Consider the following 12,746-nt stretch of genomic DNA (forward strand, 5'->3'; position numbering starts at 1 on the left):
ACGCAATCGCATCCTGAAGGTTGGTGGTGTACTTCGCCGTGCCTTCCAATCCGCCGAAATGATTGAGGCGGATGTTTTCGCCGCGTTTGCTCACGACCACGCCCATGGTCCGAAGGGTTTCACGCAGCTCTGAAAATCGCATGGTCGCTTCTCCTGATGGTGGTCGAGCGAACATTAGCGCACGCTTGTAACAGGCCCATGTTGCACGCAACGCGATGGATGCGTGAATTCGGGAGGTTTCGCGCAAGCGCTGTTTCTTGATCAGGTATCGGCAGCCCGTCATCTGGTGCCGACGTATATCTTCCATACGGCAGGCCCTGTTGCCTGCCGTATGGGGCGCATCAAGCTATCGAGATTGATGCGCAAAAGGCCACGGCCTTACTTCTTTTCGAGAACCGGGAACTTGATGCCCAATTGTTCGAGATAGGTCGGATATTTCGACGGATCGTAGTAGAGCTTCTGCATTTCAGGCCGGAAGGTTGCCATGATCTCGACGTTCTTCTGGATCTGCGGCTTGTCGTCGGCAGTCAGCATCGGGACGTATTTCTGGCCCTTCTGTTGTTCGTTGTTGAAGTAGTCCGTCGCCTTGGCCAACAATTCGGGGTTGGTCAAAAGGTCGATCGACGTCATGGCGACCACTTTCGAACCGGCGACGACGCCTTTGTGGGCAATCGGCGTCGCCATGGCCATGGCATTCGACCAATGGTGACCGGGCAGGCCGGGGATGTTCGAGGGATAGTTGAGCGTGATTGTCGGCACCACCCAGGAGATGTCGCCGATGTCGTCGGATCCGCCGCTCTCGGGTTTCTCTAGTGGCGGCAGAAGCTCCTTGAGCTTGACCGCGAGGCCTTCCTCCTTGGCGGTCACCGTCTTTTGCACGGCCTTGGCGAAGGCTTGCTCGTCGTCGCTCCATGTCGGCAGGCCGACCTGCTGGATATTGGCGTAGGCCGCCTCGGCGATAGGCTTGTTGAAGTGGCGAGGTGCCGCGGTGCCCACGATCTGTCGCGAGACGGTGGTGTTCGACATTTTCGCCGCTGCCTCCGCGATGGTGTTGGCGGTGTCGAAGTTTTTGGAAATGTTGTCGAAATCCTGCTCGCGGATAAAGTACCAGACCGTTGCGGCTGACGGCACGACGTTGGGCTGGTCGCCGCCGTCTGGAATGACATAGTGCGAACGCTGCTCGGGACGCAGGTGCTCCCGCTTCATGTTCCAGCCGATATTCATCAGTTCGACGCCGTCGAGCGCGCTGCGACCGCGCCACGGCGCCCCGGCCGAATGCGCCGATTCACCCTTGAACGTGTATTCGACGGAAACCATGCCGGTGCCGTTGGGTTGGCCCCACGTGGTCTGAAGATTGTTGCCGACATGGGTGAAGAGCACGGCGTCGACATCCTTGAAAACGCCGTCGCGGACCATATAGGCCTTGCCGGCGAGCAGTTCCTCGGCGACGCCTGGCCACAGCATGATGGTGCCAGGCAACTTGTCCTTCTCCATGATGTCCTTGAGCGCCAGTGCTGCGACCACGTTCACCGCCTGTCCGGAATTGTGGCCCTCGCCATGCCCAGGCGCGCCTTCGATCATCGGTTCGTGATAAGCGACGCCAGGCTTCTGCGAGGTCTTCGGCAGGCCGTCGATGTCGCTGCCGAGCRCAATGACCKGCTCGCCAGATCCCCATTTGGCAACCCAGCCGGTTGGCAGGCCAGCGACGCCGCGTTCGACGGTGAAGCCGTTCTTCTCGAGGATGGCGGTGATGTATTTCGACGTTTCGATTTCCTGGAAGGCCAGTTCACCGAAGCTGAAAATCGAATCCGTCATCTCCTGGGCGAGCTTTGCGCGGGCTTCGATGCCCTCTATCGCGCGTTTCTTGAGCTCGGTGACCTGTTCGGCGCTGACTGCCTTTTGTTCGTTGGCCAATGCGAACGTCGATGCTGACGCTGTCACGAAAGTGGCCAGGGCTATTCGCGAAATCAATTTGCGCTTCATGAAAATCTCCCATTGATCGACATTCGCCGCTGACCATGGGCAGTAATTTCTACCACTTGACGCAGCGGCAACCTGGATGATGGGCAAAGGTGCCAGCATGAGCAAGAATATTTTTCTCATGTAGGGAAATTAGGAAAATATATGCCTAGATTCACTCATGCAGATGCAAGTCGTTTTATGAATCGCTAATGTATGTGTCGAATACTGACAGGCGTGCAAAAATGATTCAACTCAAGGTCTGCGATTGGCCCAGCTCGCGGTGCTCGCTGGACTACTGCCACAAATCGGCGGAAATGTTCGCGGAAGCCGACAGTGTGCTGAAGCGGCTCAAGGCCGACGTGAACTCGGGCTATCAGAAGGTCGACAGCCGAGTACCTATCGGGTGGGCACCAGCAATCCGTGGCGATTGCCAGCGCGATCTCCTTTCAGACGCGCGTGATGATCCTTGACGAGCCGACCGCCAATCTTTCGGTCATGGCCATCGAGCACTCGCAGCGCATGCGGTGGCATATCGCTATATCCAGATAAATATAACGAACCGCAAGCTGTTTGGCGATAACCGGTGCACGTTCCTTGGGAATGCAAAGGTCATTTCGCTCGAAAGCATGTGAGATGTGAAATTCTTGCCTGGTGTCAAAGAAGATTTGCAAAGACCGCCTATTTCGGTAACCTGTTGACAGAATGAACGAGATTGATCGTTCCATTCACGTCCAAGGCACATGAGGTGATCATGACCCAGGACCAGGCAGGCCCCGCTGCGGTGAAATCGCCGGTTTCCACGCGCCGAAAAGAACTCCTTGCATTCCTTGTTCTTGCTTTCGGGATCTGGCCCATCGTCGCGGTTGGCGTGGTCGGCGGCTATGGCTTCGCTGTCTGGATGTGGCAGATCATATTCGGGCCGCCCGGACCTCCCGGAGGTTGAGCCCGTGGCAAAGCCGGCCTCCATCAGCCGCAGGACATTTCTGACAGGCGGCAACGAACAGCCGGTGCCAAGAATTGTGCCGCCGGGGGTGATGGACGGCGGACTAGCCTCATGCACCGGTTGCGGTGCCTGTGTCGAAGCCTGCCCGACAGCCATCATTGTCATGGTCGCGGCCAAGCCGTCGCTGGACTTCATGGCCGGTGAATGCCTGCTTTGCGGAGACTGCGCGACGGTCTGCCCCGAACCAGTTTTCGGGGGCGCTACGCCGGTGGCCTTTTCACATGTCGTGGCAATTTCCGACGACTGCCTGGCACTCAACGGGGTCTCCTGCATGACTTGCCGGGACGCCTGTCCGCAAGCGGCGATCATGTTCCGGCCGCGCATTGGCGGGCCGTTTTTTCCAGAACTGACGGAAAGTGCCTGCACAGGTTGCGGCGCGTGCATTGCGCCATGTCCAGCACAGGCGATCATGATCGCGCGGCAGACTGCGGAGCCAGCCCATGCCTGACCCACGTCGATATCACCACATTTCAAGCGCTGTCGTCACCGTCATGCCTGGGCGCATGGAGGAGGTGCTGGCGATGATCGCGCGTTTGGATGGCCCAGAGATCCGGGCGCATGACGGCAATCGTATCGTCGTCGTCATCGAAGGAGCAAGCGCAGGCGAACTCGGCGGGCTGCTGACGACGATCGGCGGCCTTGYGGGCGTGATCGCTGCAAACATGGTTTTCGAGCATATCGAGGAACTGGAGGGCACTGAGCCATGACAGCTGAACTGAACCGGCGCGAGTTGCTCAAGGCGCAGGCTACGGCGATCGCAGCAGCGACCGCTGGCATCGCCCTGCCTGCCTCCGCTCAGCCGATCCCTGGTGGGGTAACTGCACTCGAGATCAAGTGGTCGAAGGCGCCGTGCCGCTTCTGCGGCACTGGTTGCGGCGTGATGGTTGGCGTCAAGGATGGCCAGGTGGTCGCCACGCACGGCGACACGCAAGCCGAAGTCAATCGCGGCCTGAACTGCGTGAAAGGCTATTTCCTTTCCAAGATCATGTATGGCGCCGACCGGTTGACCACGCCGCTGATGCGCAAGCGCAACGGCGTCTACGACAAGGATGGCGAGTTCGAGCCGGTTTCATGGGACGAGGCGTTCGGCCTGATGTCCGATCGGCTCAAAAAGGTGCTGAAAGACAAGGGCCCAACCGCGGTCGGCATGTTTGGGTCAGGCCAGTGGACGATCTTCGAAGGCTATGCCGCCACCAAGCTCATGCGTGCTGGTTTTCGCTCCAACAATCTCGATCCAAATGCCCGCCACTGCATGGCATCAGCCGCTTATGCCTTCATGCGCACTTTCGGCATGGACGAGCCGATGGGCTGCTATGACGATTTCGAGAATGCCGACGCCTTTGTGTTGTGGGGCTCGAACATGGCCGAGATGCATCCGATCCTGTGGACGCGCCTTGCCGACCGGCGATTGGGACACGAGCACGTCAAGGTCGCGGTGCTGTCGACGTTTACGCACCGCAGCATGGACCTTGCCGATATCCCTGTCGTCTTCAAGCCGGGAACCGATCTCGCCATCCTCAATTACATCGCCAACCACATCATCACGACGGGGCGGGTCAACGAGGACTTCGTCAAGAACCACACCGTGTTCATGCGTGGCGAAACCGATATCGGTTACGGCCTGAGGCCGGAGGATCCGCGCGAAGTCTCGGCCAAGGGCGCGGCGAATGCCGCGAAGATGGAGCCGATCGACTTCGAGGCATTCAAGACGCTGGTTTCGGAATACACGCTGGAAAAGGTTGCTGAACTCAGCGGCGTGGAAAAGGGCTTTCTCGAAGAACTGGCAGAACTCTACGCCGATCCCAAGCGTAAGGTGATGTCGCTTTGGACCATGGGCTTCAACCAGCATGTCCGCGGAGTCTGGGCCAACCAGATGGTCTACAACATCCATCTGCTAACCGGGAAAATCTCCGAACCCGGCAACAGCCCGTTCTCGCTGACCGGACAACCTTCAGCATGCGGGACGGCGCGCGAGGTCGGCACCTTCGCCCACCGGCTGCCCGCCGACATGGTGGTGACCAATCCCGAGCATCGCAAGCATGCCGAAGAGATCTGGAAGCTGCCGGCAGGCCTTCTGCCCGACAAACCAGGTTTCCATGCCGTCGAGCAGGACCGCATGCTCAAGGACGGAAAGCTCAATTTCTATTGGGTGCAGGTCAACAACAACGTCCAGGCAGCCCCCAACAGCAGCAACGAGACATATCCAGGCTATCGGAACCCGGACAATTTCATTGTCGTGTCCGACGCCTATCCGACCGTCACCACGATGTCGGCGGATGTCATCTTGCCGGCGGCGATGTGGGTTGAAAAGGAAGGTGCTTATGGCAATGCCGAGCGCCGTACCCACGTCTGGCATCAACTGGTGCAAGCACCGGGCGATGCCAAATCGGATCTGTGGCAGCTGGCGGAGTTTTCGAAATACTTCACTACCGAGGAGGTCTGGCCGAAGGAGATGCTCGACGCCAACCCGACCTATCGCGGCAAGACGCTGCACGATGTGCTGTTTCGCAATGGCAATGTCGACAAGTTCCCGCGCAGCGAGATCAACCCTGACTATGAAAACAACGAGGCAAAGGAGTTTGGCTTCTACCTCCAGAAGGGGCTGTTCGAGGAATACGCCACATTTGGCCGGGGTCATGGCCACGACCTTGCGCCCTACGATGCCTATCATGAGGTGCGTGGCCTGCGCTGGCCCGTTGTCGACGGCAAGGAAACGCTGTGGCGCTACCGCGAGGGTTTTGATCCATATGTGAAGCCGGGCGAGGGGGTTAAGTTCTATGGCCGGCCCGACGGCAAGGCGGTGATCCTTGCGGTGCCCTACGAACCGCCGGCGGAATCGCCTGATGACGAGTTCGACATCTGGCTGGTCACCGGGCGCGTGCTTGAACACTGGCACTCCGGTTCGATGACGCTGCGCGTGCCGGAACTTTACCGGGCCTTCCCCGGTGCGCGCTGCTTCATGAATGCGGACGACGCCCGCAAACGTGGCATCAACCAGGGGGCCGAGGTGCGCGTGATCTCGCGCCGTGGCGAGATCCGTTCGCGTATCGAAACGCGCGGGCGCAACAGGATGCCGAGCGGCGTGATCTTCGTTCCATGGTTTGATGCCAGCCAGCTCATCAACAAGGTAACGCTCGACGCAACTGATCCCATCTCCAAGCAGACGGATTTCAAGAAATGCGCAGTCAAGATCGTTCCCGTCGCATAAATATGCGCCGCACCGTCCCCGCGCTTGTTTTTGTCACGCTGTTTTGCGCGGGAACTGCAGCCGTAGCCCAGATGGCCGCCAACAGGTCTCCCGAACTTACGGGGCCGCCGACCCCCATGGAGTCGGTCCCAGCGGCGCCGGTTCCCAAATGGGTGACCGACGACAGAAGGCAGATGCGTGCCTATCCCGAACAGCCGCCGGTCATCCCGCATTCGATCGAAGGCTATCAGCTCTCGGTCAACGCCAACCGCTGCCTGTCCTGCCACAAGCGGGAATTCACCCAGAGCTCGGGCGCGCCGATGATCAGTGTCACCCACTACATGAATCGGGAGGGCCAGATGCTGGCCGACGTATCGCCACGGCGGTATTTCTGCACCGAGTGCCATGTGCCGCAGGCGGATGTTCGACCGCTCGTCGAGAACCGCTTCAAGGATATGAGCGAACTGGGCTTCAAGCCCGCCGGCAGCGAGTAGGCCCATGCAACGATTGAAGGACTGGCTGYTGTGGGCGTGGCGCATCGTAAGCACGCCGGCAGGTACATTGAGTCTGGGCTTCCTGACGCTCGGCGGCTTTGTTGGCGGAGTGATGTTCTGGGGCGCGTTCAACACTGCGCTTGAAGTCACCAACACGGAAAAATTCTGCACTTCGTGCCACGAGATGCGCGACAACGTCTATCAGGAGCTGACCCATACGATCCACTTCGCCAACCGTTCGGGCGTGCGTGCGTCCTGCCCGGATTGTCACGTCCCGCATCAATGGACCGACAAGATCGCCCGCAAGATGCAGGCCTCGAAGGAGGTCTGGGGCAAGATTTTCGGGACGATCGACACAAGGCGCAAATTCCTGGACAAGCGTCTGGAACTCGCTCAGCACGAATGGGCGCGGCTGAAAGCCAATGACAGCCTCGAATGCCGCAACTGCCACTCGTCAGTCGCCATGGATTTGACGCGCCAGACCCAACGCGCCGCCGATATCCATACGCGCTATCTGCTTTCGGGAAAAGCGACCTGCATCGACTGCCACAAGGGCATCGCTCACGAGCTGCCCAACATGAAGGGCATAGCCCCTGGCTGGCAGGTTCCGCCGGAACTGCAGGGCAACCAGCTGCCGCAATCCTCGGCCGTCGATCAACTCGATCGCTATGTCAGGTCGCAGCATGCGGGCATTCCGCTTGATGTCATGGCGCTGGACTGAAGATATCGCTGTTCTGTTTGTCGGCGCGCAATGACCGCGCTGCCAGATGCGCCCATCATGGCGGCTTCAGAAGCGGACAACGACGATGAAGCCACGTTTCAATGACGACATGACAATGGACGCGATCATGCGCCAATGGCCGGGAACCATAAGGGTGATGCTCGGGCATGGTCTTATTTGCATCGGTTGCCCGATCGCGTCGTTCCATACCGTTTCGGATGCGGCGAGGGAACACCGCTTGGACGAGGACGTGTTGCTTCGCGACCTGATGACAGCGATGAAATAAGGGCTGGGAGCGTCAGCTCTTGTCGGCACGTCCCTCGGCCAGAACGAACAGGCGGTGCGGCTCGACCACCGTTACCTTCTGACGTCCGCTTTTGACTAAGCCCTTCTCTTCCCATGCCGTGAGCAGTCGGCTGACTGTGTGGAGGGTCGTCCCCGTCATCTCCGCGATGTCCTGACGTGAAATCGGGAAGTCGATCAGGATGCCCTCGTCAGTCTTCTTTCCGGTCTGCTTGACCAGCCGCAGCAGCGCGTGAGCGACACGCTGCTCGACCTGTTCGGTCGCCATTTCGACGACGCGGGCCTGGGTCTCCTGGAGCCTGGCGCCAACGGTCTTGTAGGTGCTGGTGCCGAAGCTTGGAAAAGACTCCGCCAGCTCCGGCCACAGATGCCCGGGCCAGGCGAGCACGACGCAGTCCACGGCAGCGACGGCACTGGCGGGATAGGTGGTGCGCCCCAGTGCATGGGCTATGCCCATCAGTTCACCGGGGCTGATGTAGCGCACGATAACCTGTTGGCCGTCCGGAGTGGTCTTGACGACGCGGGCATGGCCGTCGAGCAGCAGGAAGAAAGAGTGTGCCTCTCCTTCCTGCTCGAAGACCGTCTGATCCTTGGCGATGCGCAGCGATCGTGCCTGCTGGAGGAGACGGTCGAGGTCCTCCGGGGCCATGCCCTGGAAGACGGGCAAGCCGGCGATTAGCGAGCGGTCGAGACGGCTCATTTCAGTTACTCCTGCGAATGCCCAATGCTGTTCTCCGAAACCACAGATCATCTCGCTTGGGTTTGCGCTGGATCAAAGTGTCCTCGGCAAAGGCGCCTTAGGCAAGGGCCCAACGGCTGGAGCCGTCGTGAAAGGAAAGAAAAGATCATGAAATACGCCATTGCTACTGCAGCCGCATTCGCAGCCGTGTTGCTGGCCGGCACCGTTCAGGCCGCCGAGATCGAAATCCAGATGCTCAACAAGGGCGAGAAGGGCTCCATGGTGTTCCAGCCCGATTACGTCGTCGCTGCACCCGGCGATACCATAACCTTCGTGCCGACCGACAAGTCCCACGACGCCGAAAGCATCAAGGACATGATCCCGGAGGGGGCGACGCCGTTCAAGGGCAAGATGAATGAGAAGATTTCCGTCACCCTCGACAAGGAAGGCGTCTACGGCGTCAAGTGCACGCCGCACTACGGCATGGGCATGGTCGCGCTGATCGTGGTCGGCAAGCCGACCAACCTCGAGCAGGCCAAGGCCGTCAAGCAGCTCGGCAAGGCCAAGAAGACGTTCGAGGCACTTCTGGCTCAGGTTCCCGCTGGCAGCTGAGTGCCGGTGCGAGGCTGCTCAATTCATCTCTAAATCAGCCGGGTGGAGCACCAGCTCTACCCGGCCTTTTCCCGTTGAAAGCGATGTCATGGCTATTCCGCGCGTTCGGCCGGGCAACTATCCCGCTGTGCTCTCCTATAGTTTCCGTCCATTTTTCCTGCTCGGCTCGATTTATGCCGGCATCACCATCCTGTTTTGGCTACCCATGCTTTACGGCCGGCTCGAAACCGCGAGCGCGCTGGCGCCAGTCGATTGGCATATCCATGAGATGCTCTTTGGCTATCTCGCCGCGATCGTCACCGGATTTCTGCTGACCGCCATCCCCAACTGGACAGGCAGGCTGCCCGTCCAGGGGCTGCCGCTGCTCGCACTGGTTCTTCTCTGGTTGGCTGGACGCTTGGCCGTGTTCTTTTCGGCCGACATCGGCTGGCTTGCGGCAGCCATGATCGACAGTGCGTTCCTGCTGGCGGTTGCCGTTGCCGCAGCGATCGAAATCATCGCCGGGCGCAACTGGCGGAACCTCAAGGTTCTTGCGCCGCTGGTCGTGCTCTTCGCCGCCAATGTCGCCTTCCATGTCGAGGCGCACTATCAGGGCGCATCTGATGTCAGCCGCAGGCTTGGCATCGGGGCGGGCATCGTGCTCATCATGATCATCGGCGGGCGCATCATCCCGAGCTTCACCCGCAACTGGCTTGCACGCGCGAATCCGGGCCGGTTGCCCGTTCCGTTCAACCGTTTCGATGGGGTGACGATCGCTCTCTCCAGCTTGTCGCTTGTCGCCTGGGCCTGCTTCCCGGAGCGGTCTGTTACAGGTGCGATGCTGCTGGGGGCTGCCCTTCTCAACACCGTTCGGCTCGCGCGCTGGGCGGGCGACCGTACGCTGCGCGACCCGCTGGTACTGATCCTGCACATTGCCTACGCCTTTGTGGCGCTGGGGCTAGCCTTGGCCGGTCTGGCTGCCCTGCTGCCCGAGGCAGTTCCGCCGGCAGCTGCTCTTCACGCATTCGGCGTGGGAGCGATCGGGGTAATGACGCTTGCAGTGATGGCGCGGGCAACGCTGGGGCATACCGGACGCGAATTGCATGCCGGTGCCGGCTCTTGCCTGGTCTTCGCAGCGATCGTCGTTTCGGCGCTGTTGCGTATAGTCGCGGCTTTTCTTCCGGGCGCGCCGGCACTCCTGCATGGATCGGCAGCGGCATGGACCGTGGCATTTCTCGGCTATGCATTGCTCTATGGCGGTATGCTGGTGCGTCCGAAACTGCGCGCGCGCCAGCCCAACGCCGCACCCAGCTGATCTCGAACCTGCCTCGCAAGCCACCGCGACATAAAAAAGGCCCAGATTTCCTGAAGGAGATCTGGGCCTCTTGCTTGATTGGTTCGCTGATGTGCGACGGCGGCCTTAGCCGACAGCGTTGCGCCAGAATGCCTTGAGTGCCGCAAACAGCGACGGGCGCTCCTTCACCAGCCGGATGCCGAGATTGTCGGGTGCCATGCCTGCGGCACAGCCGCCGCTTTTGCCATCACGAATGAAGAATGACATGTAGCCGCGGTGCTGGCCGCCGGTGACCCTTACGCCGCAATTGTCGGTGCTGCTGTCGACGTTGCCTTGGTGGTTCACGGAAGCGCGACGATAGCAGGTCGAGGTCCATTCCCAGACGTTGCCGGCCAGATCATAGACGCCCTTCGAATTCGCCCCGAAATGGCCATGGGGCTTGGGCTCGGGATCGCGTCCCTTGGCGGACTCGGCCTCGCTTCGATAGCGCGCGAGCCAGCGTGCGGCGGGGTTGTTGCTGTCTTCGACCCCCAGCGTGTCATCGGCAAACCGTTCGGCGGCCGCGAACGCCCATTCTTCGTCGGTGGGCAGCCGCCATGTTTCGCCGGTGCGATCCGACAGCCATTGCGCATAGGCCATCGCGTCGCGGAAACTCACACCGGTCGCAGGAAGCTTGCCTTGTTCGCCGCTCGCGCCTTCGGCTGCCTCGCAGGCGCCGTCGGCAACACACAGCGCATAGTCGCTGGTGCTGACCTGGTAGGCCATGATCTCGAACGGACGGCGGAAGCGCACGTCCTCCGCTGGCGCATCGACCGGTCGTTCGGCCTTGAGAAATTCGCCTGGAAGCCGATAGGCCAAGGTGCCGGCGTTTATGGTGACAGTCGCCGGCGATGCCAGCCCGGAAAGAGCAGGGGGYCTGCCGGGCCCGCTTGTCTGGGAAAAGACCGCCAGCGCGATGGCTGGGACAGCGATGGCAGTGGTCACGAGAATACCGCCGAACTTCATGGGTTTGGTCCTTTGCAAAGAAAACGGCCCGCAGGAGATACCGGCGGGCCGTAAGAAGCAGCGTTAAGGTCCGCCGTCAGTTGGTCGGAATCGGGCCGGGGGCCTGAACCTGCTTCATCAGGTCGTCGTTCCACTCACCTTCGACCATCACATGCGCGGTTGCGCCAAGCTCGGCCGCCTCGATGAGGTTGTGGTTGACGTAGGCGTAGACCCCTGGCTGGAGGAAGGTGTAGAGCGCCGCTCCCGCCGATCCGCCGCGAATGAACCAGGTTTCGAGGTCCTTGGCTGGTGGGTTGACGAACTTGCCCAGCTCCCAGACATGGTCGCCATGGCCGCCGATCAGGTGGGGCCGGGTGTCCCGGTTCGCCTGAGCATGGATGAACAGAACCGTCTCACCAACCTTGGCCTTCAGCGCATTGTCGCCGGTCAGCGCACCGACCTTACCGTTGAACACGACATGCGTCGGGATCAAGCCACGCATGACCTTGAGCGTTTCATCGTAGCTGTCGCCAAGTGAATCGTACTTCTTGTACTTTCCATTCTCATCGCGCGGTATGTAAAGGTCATGCTCGCCGATGTAGAAGATCCGGTCGTATTTCAGGGGCTTGCCAGCCTCGTCCTTCAAGCCGTCGCGCGGCAGCACCATGACCGCACCGTTCATGCCCGATACCACGTGCCAGGGGATCATTCCGCTAGGTGCGCAGTGATAGACGAAAGTGCCGGTGCGGGTCGCCTTCCAGCGCAGCACAACCTGCTCGCCGGGATTGACGTTGGTCAGTGCCCCACCACCGAGCGCGCCCGTTGACGCGTGGAAGTCGATATTATGTGGCATCTCGTTGGTTTCGGGATTTACGAGCGTCAGTTCGACATAGTCGCCTTCGTGCACGATCATCAATGGGCCGGGCATCGAGCCTTCATAAGTCATGGCCCTGAGCGTCGTACCTTCGCCGTCGATCACCATCGGCTGCTCCTTGATGGTCATCTTGAATTCAACCACCTTCGGGCCGCCCTTGGCGATCTGGTCATGGGCGTGTGCGAAGGGCGGCGCGACAAGGTCAACCTTGACCCGGGGCAGCGTGGCGATATCGGCTGCGCTCACCTCAGCTAAAGCTGGAGCTGCGGCCATAGAGCCCAAGATTGCTGCGGCAGCCGCACCAGTGGCTGTACCCAAGAGTGCTTCGCGTCGCGTCAACATTTCAAATCTCCTTAGTGCGTGACGTTGCCTGTTACTACGATCGGTAGAATAGGTGGCTCACGAAAACCAGTCTTTGATCCAGCGCAAACAAATGCTGCGGTGCGATATTTTTTTGAATATTCTTGCGATACGTTTTTATGTTGCCGAAACCGGACGCTCGGATGCTTCGCCAAGTCGGACGAAGCATCGTCTCGCTTGATTGCCGTTTCAGAGGGGATTGGCGGTGGCACGCAGCGAAGCGAGCAAACTCTGCTCGCATGCCACATGGCGGCGAACAGCCACAAAATAGGCTCGCAACATGTAGCCTATGGC

At 60.2% G+C, this 12,746-nt stretch carries 14 protein-coding genes and 1 pseudogene; 10 read left to right on the forward strand and 5 right to left on the reverse strand.

The genetic code is table 11. The features are described 5' to 3' along the window. Nucleotides 1-307 (reverse strand): hypothetical protein (locus AC1DUU_RS10470; RefSeq protein ID WP_476783355.1); only part of this gene is annotated, 307 nt, incomplete at its 3' end. A 71-nt stretch (nt 308-378) separates the two neighbouring features. Then, nucleotides 379-1,983, reverse strand: a complete 1,605-nt coding sequence (locus AC1DUU_RS10475) for an amidohydrolase (RefSeq protein ID WP_476783356.1) — start codon at nt 1,981-1,983, stop codon at nt 379-381. Nucleotides 1,984-2,273: 290 nt separating this feature from the next. Between AC1DUU_RS10475 and AC1DUU_RS10480 the strand changes: the two are divergent. The 8 genes and pseudogenes from AC1DUU_RS10480 to AC1DUU_RS10515 form a co-directional block, all read left to right on the forward strand. Continuing rightward, a pseudogene (locus AC1DUU_RS10480) lies at nt 2,274-2,469 on the forward strand (ATP-binding cassette domain-containing protein); the annotation flags it as partial. A 244-nt stretch (nt 2,470-2,713) separates the two neighbouring features. Further along, nucleotides 2,714-2,905, forward strand: coding sequence for a periplasmic nitrate reductase, NapE protein (gene napE / locus AC1DUU_RS10485; RefSeq protein WP_476783357.1), 192 nt, complete (start codon nt 2,714-2,716; stop codon nt 2,903-2,905). 91 nt (nt 2,906-2,996) lie between these two features. After that, nucleotides 2,997-3,413 (forward strand): ferredoxin-type protein NapF, encoded by a 417-nt coding sequence (locus AC1DUU_RS10490; protein ID WP_476783368.1) that lies wholly within the window; start codon nt 2,997-2,999, stop codon nt 3,411-3,413. Then, nucleotides 3,406-3,672 (forward strand): chaperone NapD, encoded by a 267-nt coding sequence (locus AC1DUU_RS10495; RefSeq protein ID WP_476783358.1) that lies wholly within the window; start codon nt 3,406-3,408, stop codon nt 3,670-3,672. Before AC1DUU_RS10490 ends, AC1DUU_RS10495 begins: the two co-directional genes overlap by 8 nt. Next, nucleotides 3,669-6,173 carry a periplasmic nitrate reductase subunit alpha gene (gene napA / locus AC1DUU_RS10500; protein WP_476783359.1) on the forward strand — a complete coding sequence of 835 codons (2,505 nt, stop codon included), beginning with the start codon at nt 3,669-3,671 and terminating at the stop codon, nt 6,171-6,173. The genes AC1DUU_RS10495 and napA overlap by 4 nt, the downstream gene beginning before the upstream one ends. A 2-nt stretch (nt 6,174-6,175) precedes the next feature. Beyond that, nucleotides 6,176-6,646 (forward strand): nitrate reductase cytochrome c-type subunit, encoded by a 471-nt coding sequence (locus AC1DUU_RS10505; protein WP_476783360.1) that lies wholly within the window; start codon nt 6,176-6,178, stop codon nt 6,644-6,646. A 4-nt stretch (nt 6,647-6,650) separates the two neighbouring features. Further along, entirely contained in the window at nt 6,651-7,367 is a 717-nt protein-coding gene (locus AC1DUU_RS10510) for a cytochrome c3 family protein (protein ID WP_476783361.1), read from the forward strand. A gap of 85 nt (nt 7,368-7,452) precedes the next feature. Beyond that, complete coding sequence (locus AC1DUU_RS10515) at nt 7,453-7,653, forward strand: DUF1858 domain-containing protein (protein WP_476783362.1); 201 nt, start codon at nt 7,453-7,455, stop codon at nt 7,651-7,653. A gap of 12 nt (nt 7,654-7,665) precedes the next feature. On the opposite strand, the gene AC1DUU_RS10520 is transcribed toward AC1DUU_RS10515, so the two are convergent. Then, complete coding sequence (locus AC1DUU_RS10520; protein ID WP_476783363.1) at nt 7,666-8,370, reverse strand: Crp/Fnr family transcriptional regulator; 705 nt, start codon at nt 8,368-8,370, stop codon at nt 7,666-7,668. Between the two features lie 147 nt (nt 8,371-8,517). On the opposite strand from AC1DUU_RS10520, the gene AC1DUU_RS10525 reads away from it, so the two are divergent. Continuing rightward, nucleotides 8,518-8,961 carry a pseudoazurin gene (locus AC1DUU_RS10525; RefSeq protein WP_476783364.1) on the forward strand — a complete coding sequence of 148 codons (444 nt, stop codon included), beginning with the start codon at nt 8,518-8,520 and terminating at the stop codon, nt 8,959-8,961. Between the two features lie 88 nt (nt 8,962-9,049). Further along, nucleotides 9,050-10,255 carry an NnrS family protein gene (locus AC1DUU_RS10530; RefSeq protein ID WP_476783365.1) on the forward strand — a complete coding sequence of 402 codons (1,206 nt, stop codon included), beginning with the start codon at nt 9,050-9,052 and terminating at the stop codon, nt 10,253-10,255. A gap of 105 nt (nt 10,256-10,360) precedes the next feature. Here AC1DUU_RS10530 and AC1DUU_RS10535 read toward each other — a convergent pair whose 3' ends face one another. Beyond that, nucleotides 10,361-11,239 carry an SUMF1/EgtB/PvdO family nonheme iron enzyme gene (locus AC1DUU_RS10535; protein ID WP_476783366.1) on the reverse strand — a complete coding sequence of 293 codons (879 nt, stop codon included), beginning with the start codon at nt 11,237-11,239 and terminating at the stop codon, nt 10,361-10,363. 76 nt (nt 11,240-11,315) lie between these two features. Continuing rightward, on the reverse strand, nt 11,316-12,434 hold the full coding sequence (nirK, locus tag AC1DUU_RS10540; protein WP_476783367.1) for a copper-containing nitrite reductase: 1,119 nt from the start codon (nt 12,432-12,434) through the stop codon (nt 11,316-11,318). Nucleotides 12,435-12,746 lie beyond the last annotated feature (312 nt).

This window comes from Aminobacter sp. P4_H6_2, assembly GCF_056400805.1.

Coding starts and splice junctions, on each gene's coding strand:
- AC1DUU_RS10525 (WP_476783364.1), top strand. CDS start 8,518: ATGAAATACGCCATTGCTACTGCAGCCGCATTCGCAGCCGTGTTGCTG.
- nirK (WP_476783367.1), bottom strand. CDS start 12,434: ATGTTGACGCGACGCGAAGCACTCTTGGGTACAGCCACTGGTGCGGCT.
- AC1DUU_RS10520 (WP_476783363.1), bottom strand. CDS start 8,370: ATGAGCCGTCTCGACCGCTCGCTAATCGCCGGCTTGCCCGTCTTCCAG.
- AC1DUU_RS10530 (WP_476783365.1), top strand. CDS start 9,050: ATGGCTATTCCGCGCGTTCGGCCGGGCAACTATCCCGCTGTGCTCTCC.
- napA (WP_476783359.1), top strand. CDS start 3,669: ATGACAGCTGAACTGAACCGGCGCGAGTTGCTCAAGGCGCAGGCTACG.
- AC1DUU_RS10515 (WP_476783362.1), top strand. CDS start 7,453: ATGAAGCCACGTTTCAATGACGACATGACAATGGACGCGATCATGCGC.
- AC1DUU_RS10490 (WP_476783368.1), top strand. CDS start 2,997: ATGGACGGCGGACTAGCCTCATGCACCGGTTGCGGTGCCTGTGTCGAA.
- napE (WP_476783357.1), top strand. CDS start 2,714: ATGACCCAGGACCAGGCAGGCCCCGCTGCGGTGAAATCGCCGGTTTCC.
- AC1DUU_RS10505 (WP_476783360.1), top strand. CDS start 6,176: ATGCGCCGCACCGTCCCCGCGCTTGTTTTTGTCACGCTGTTTTGCGCG.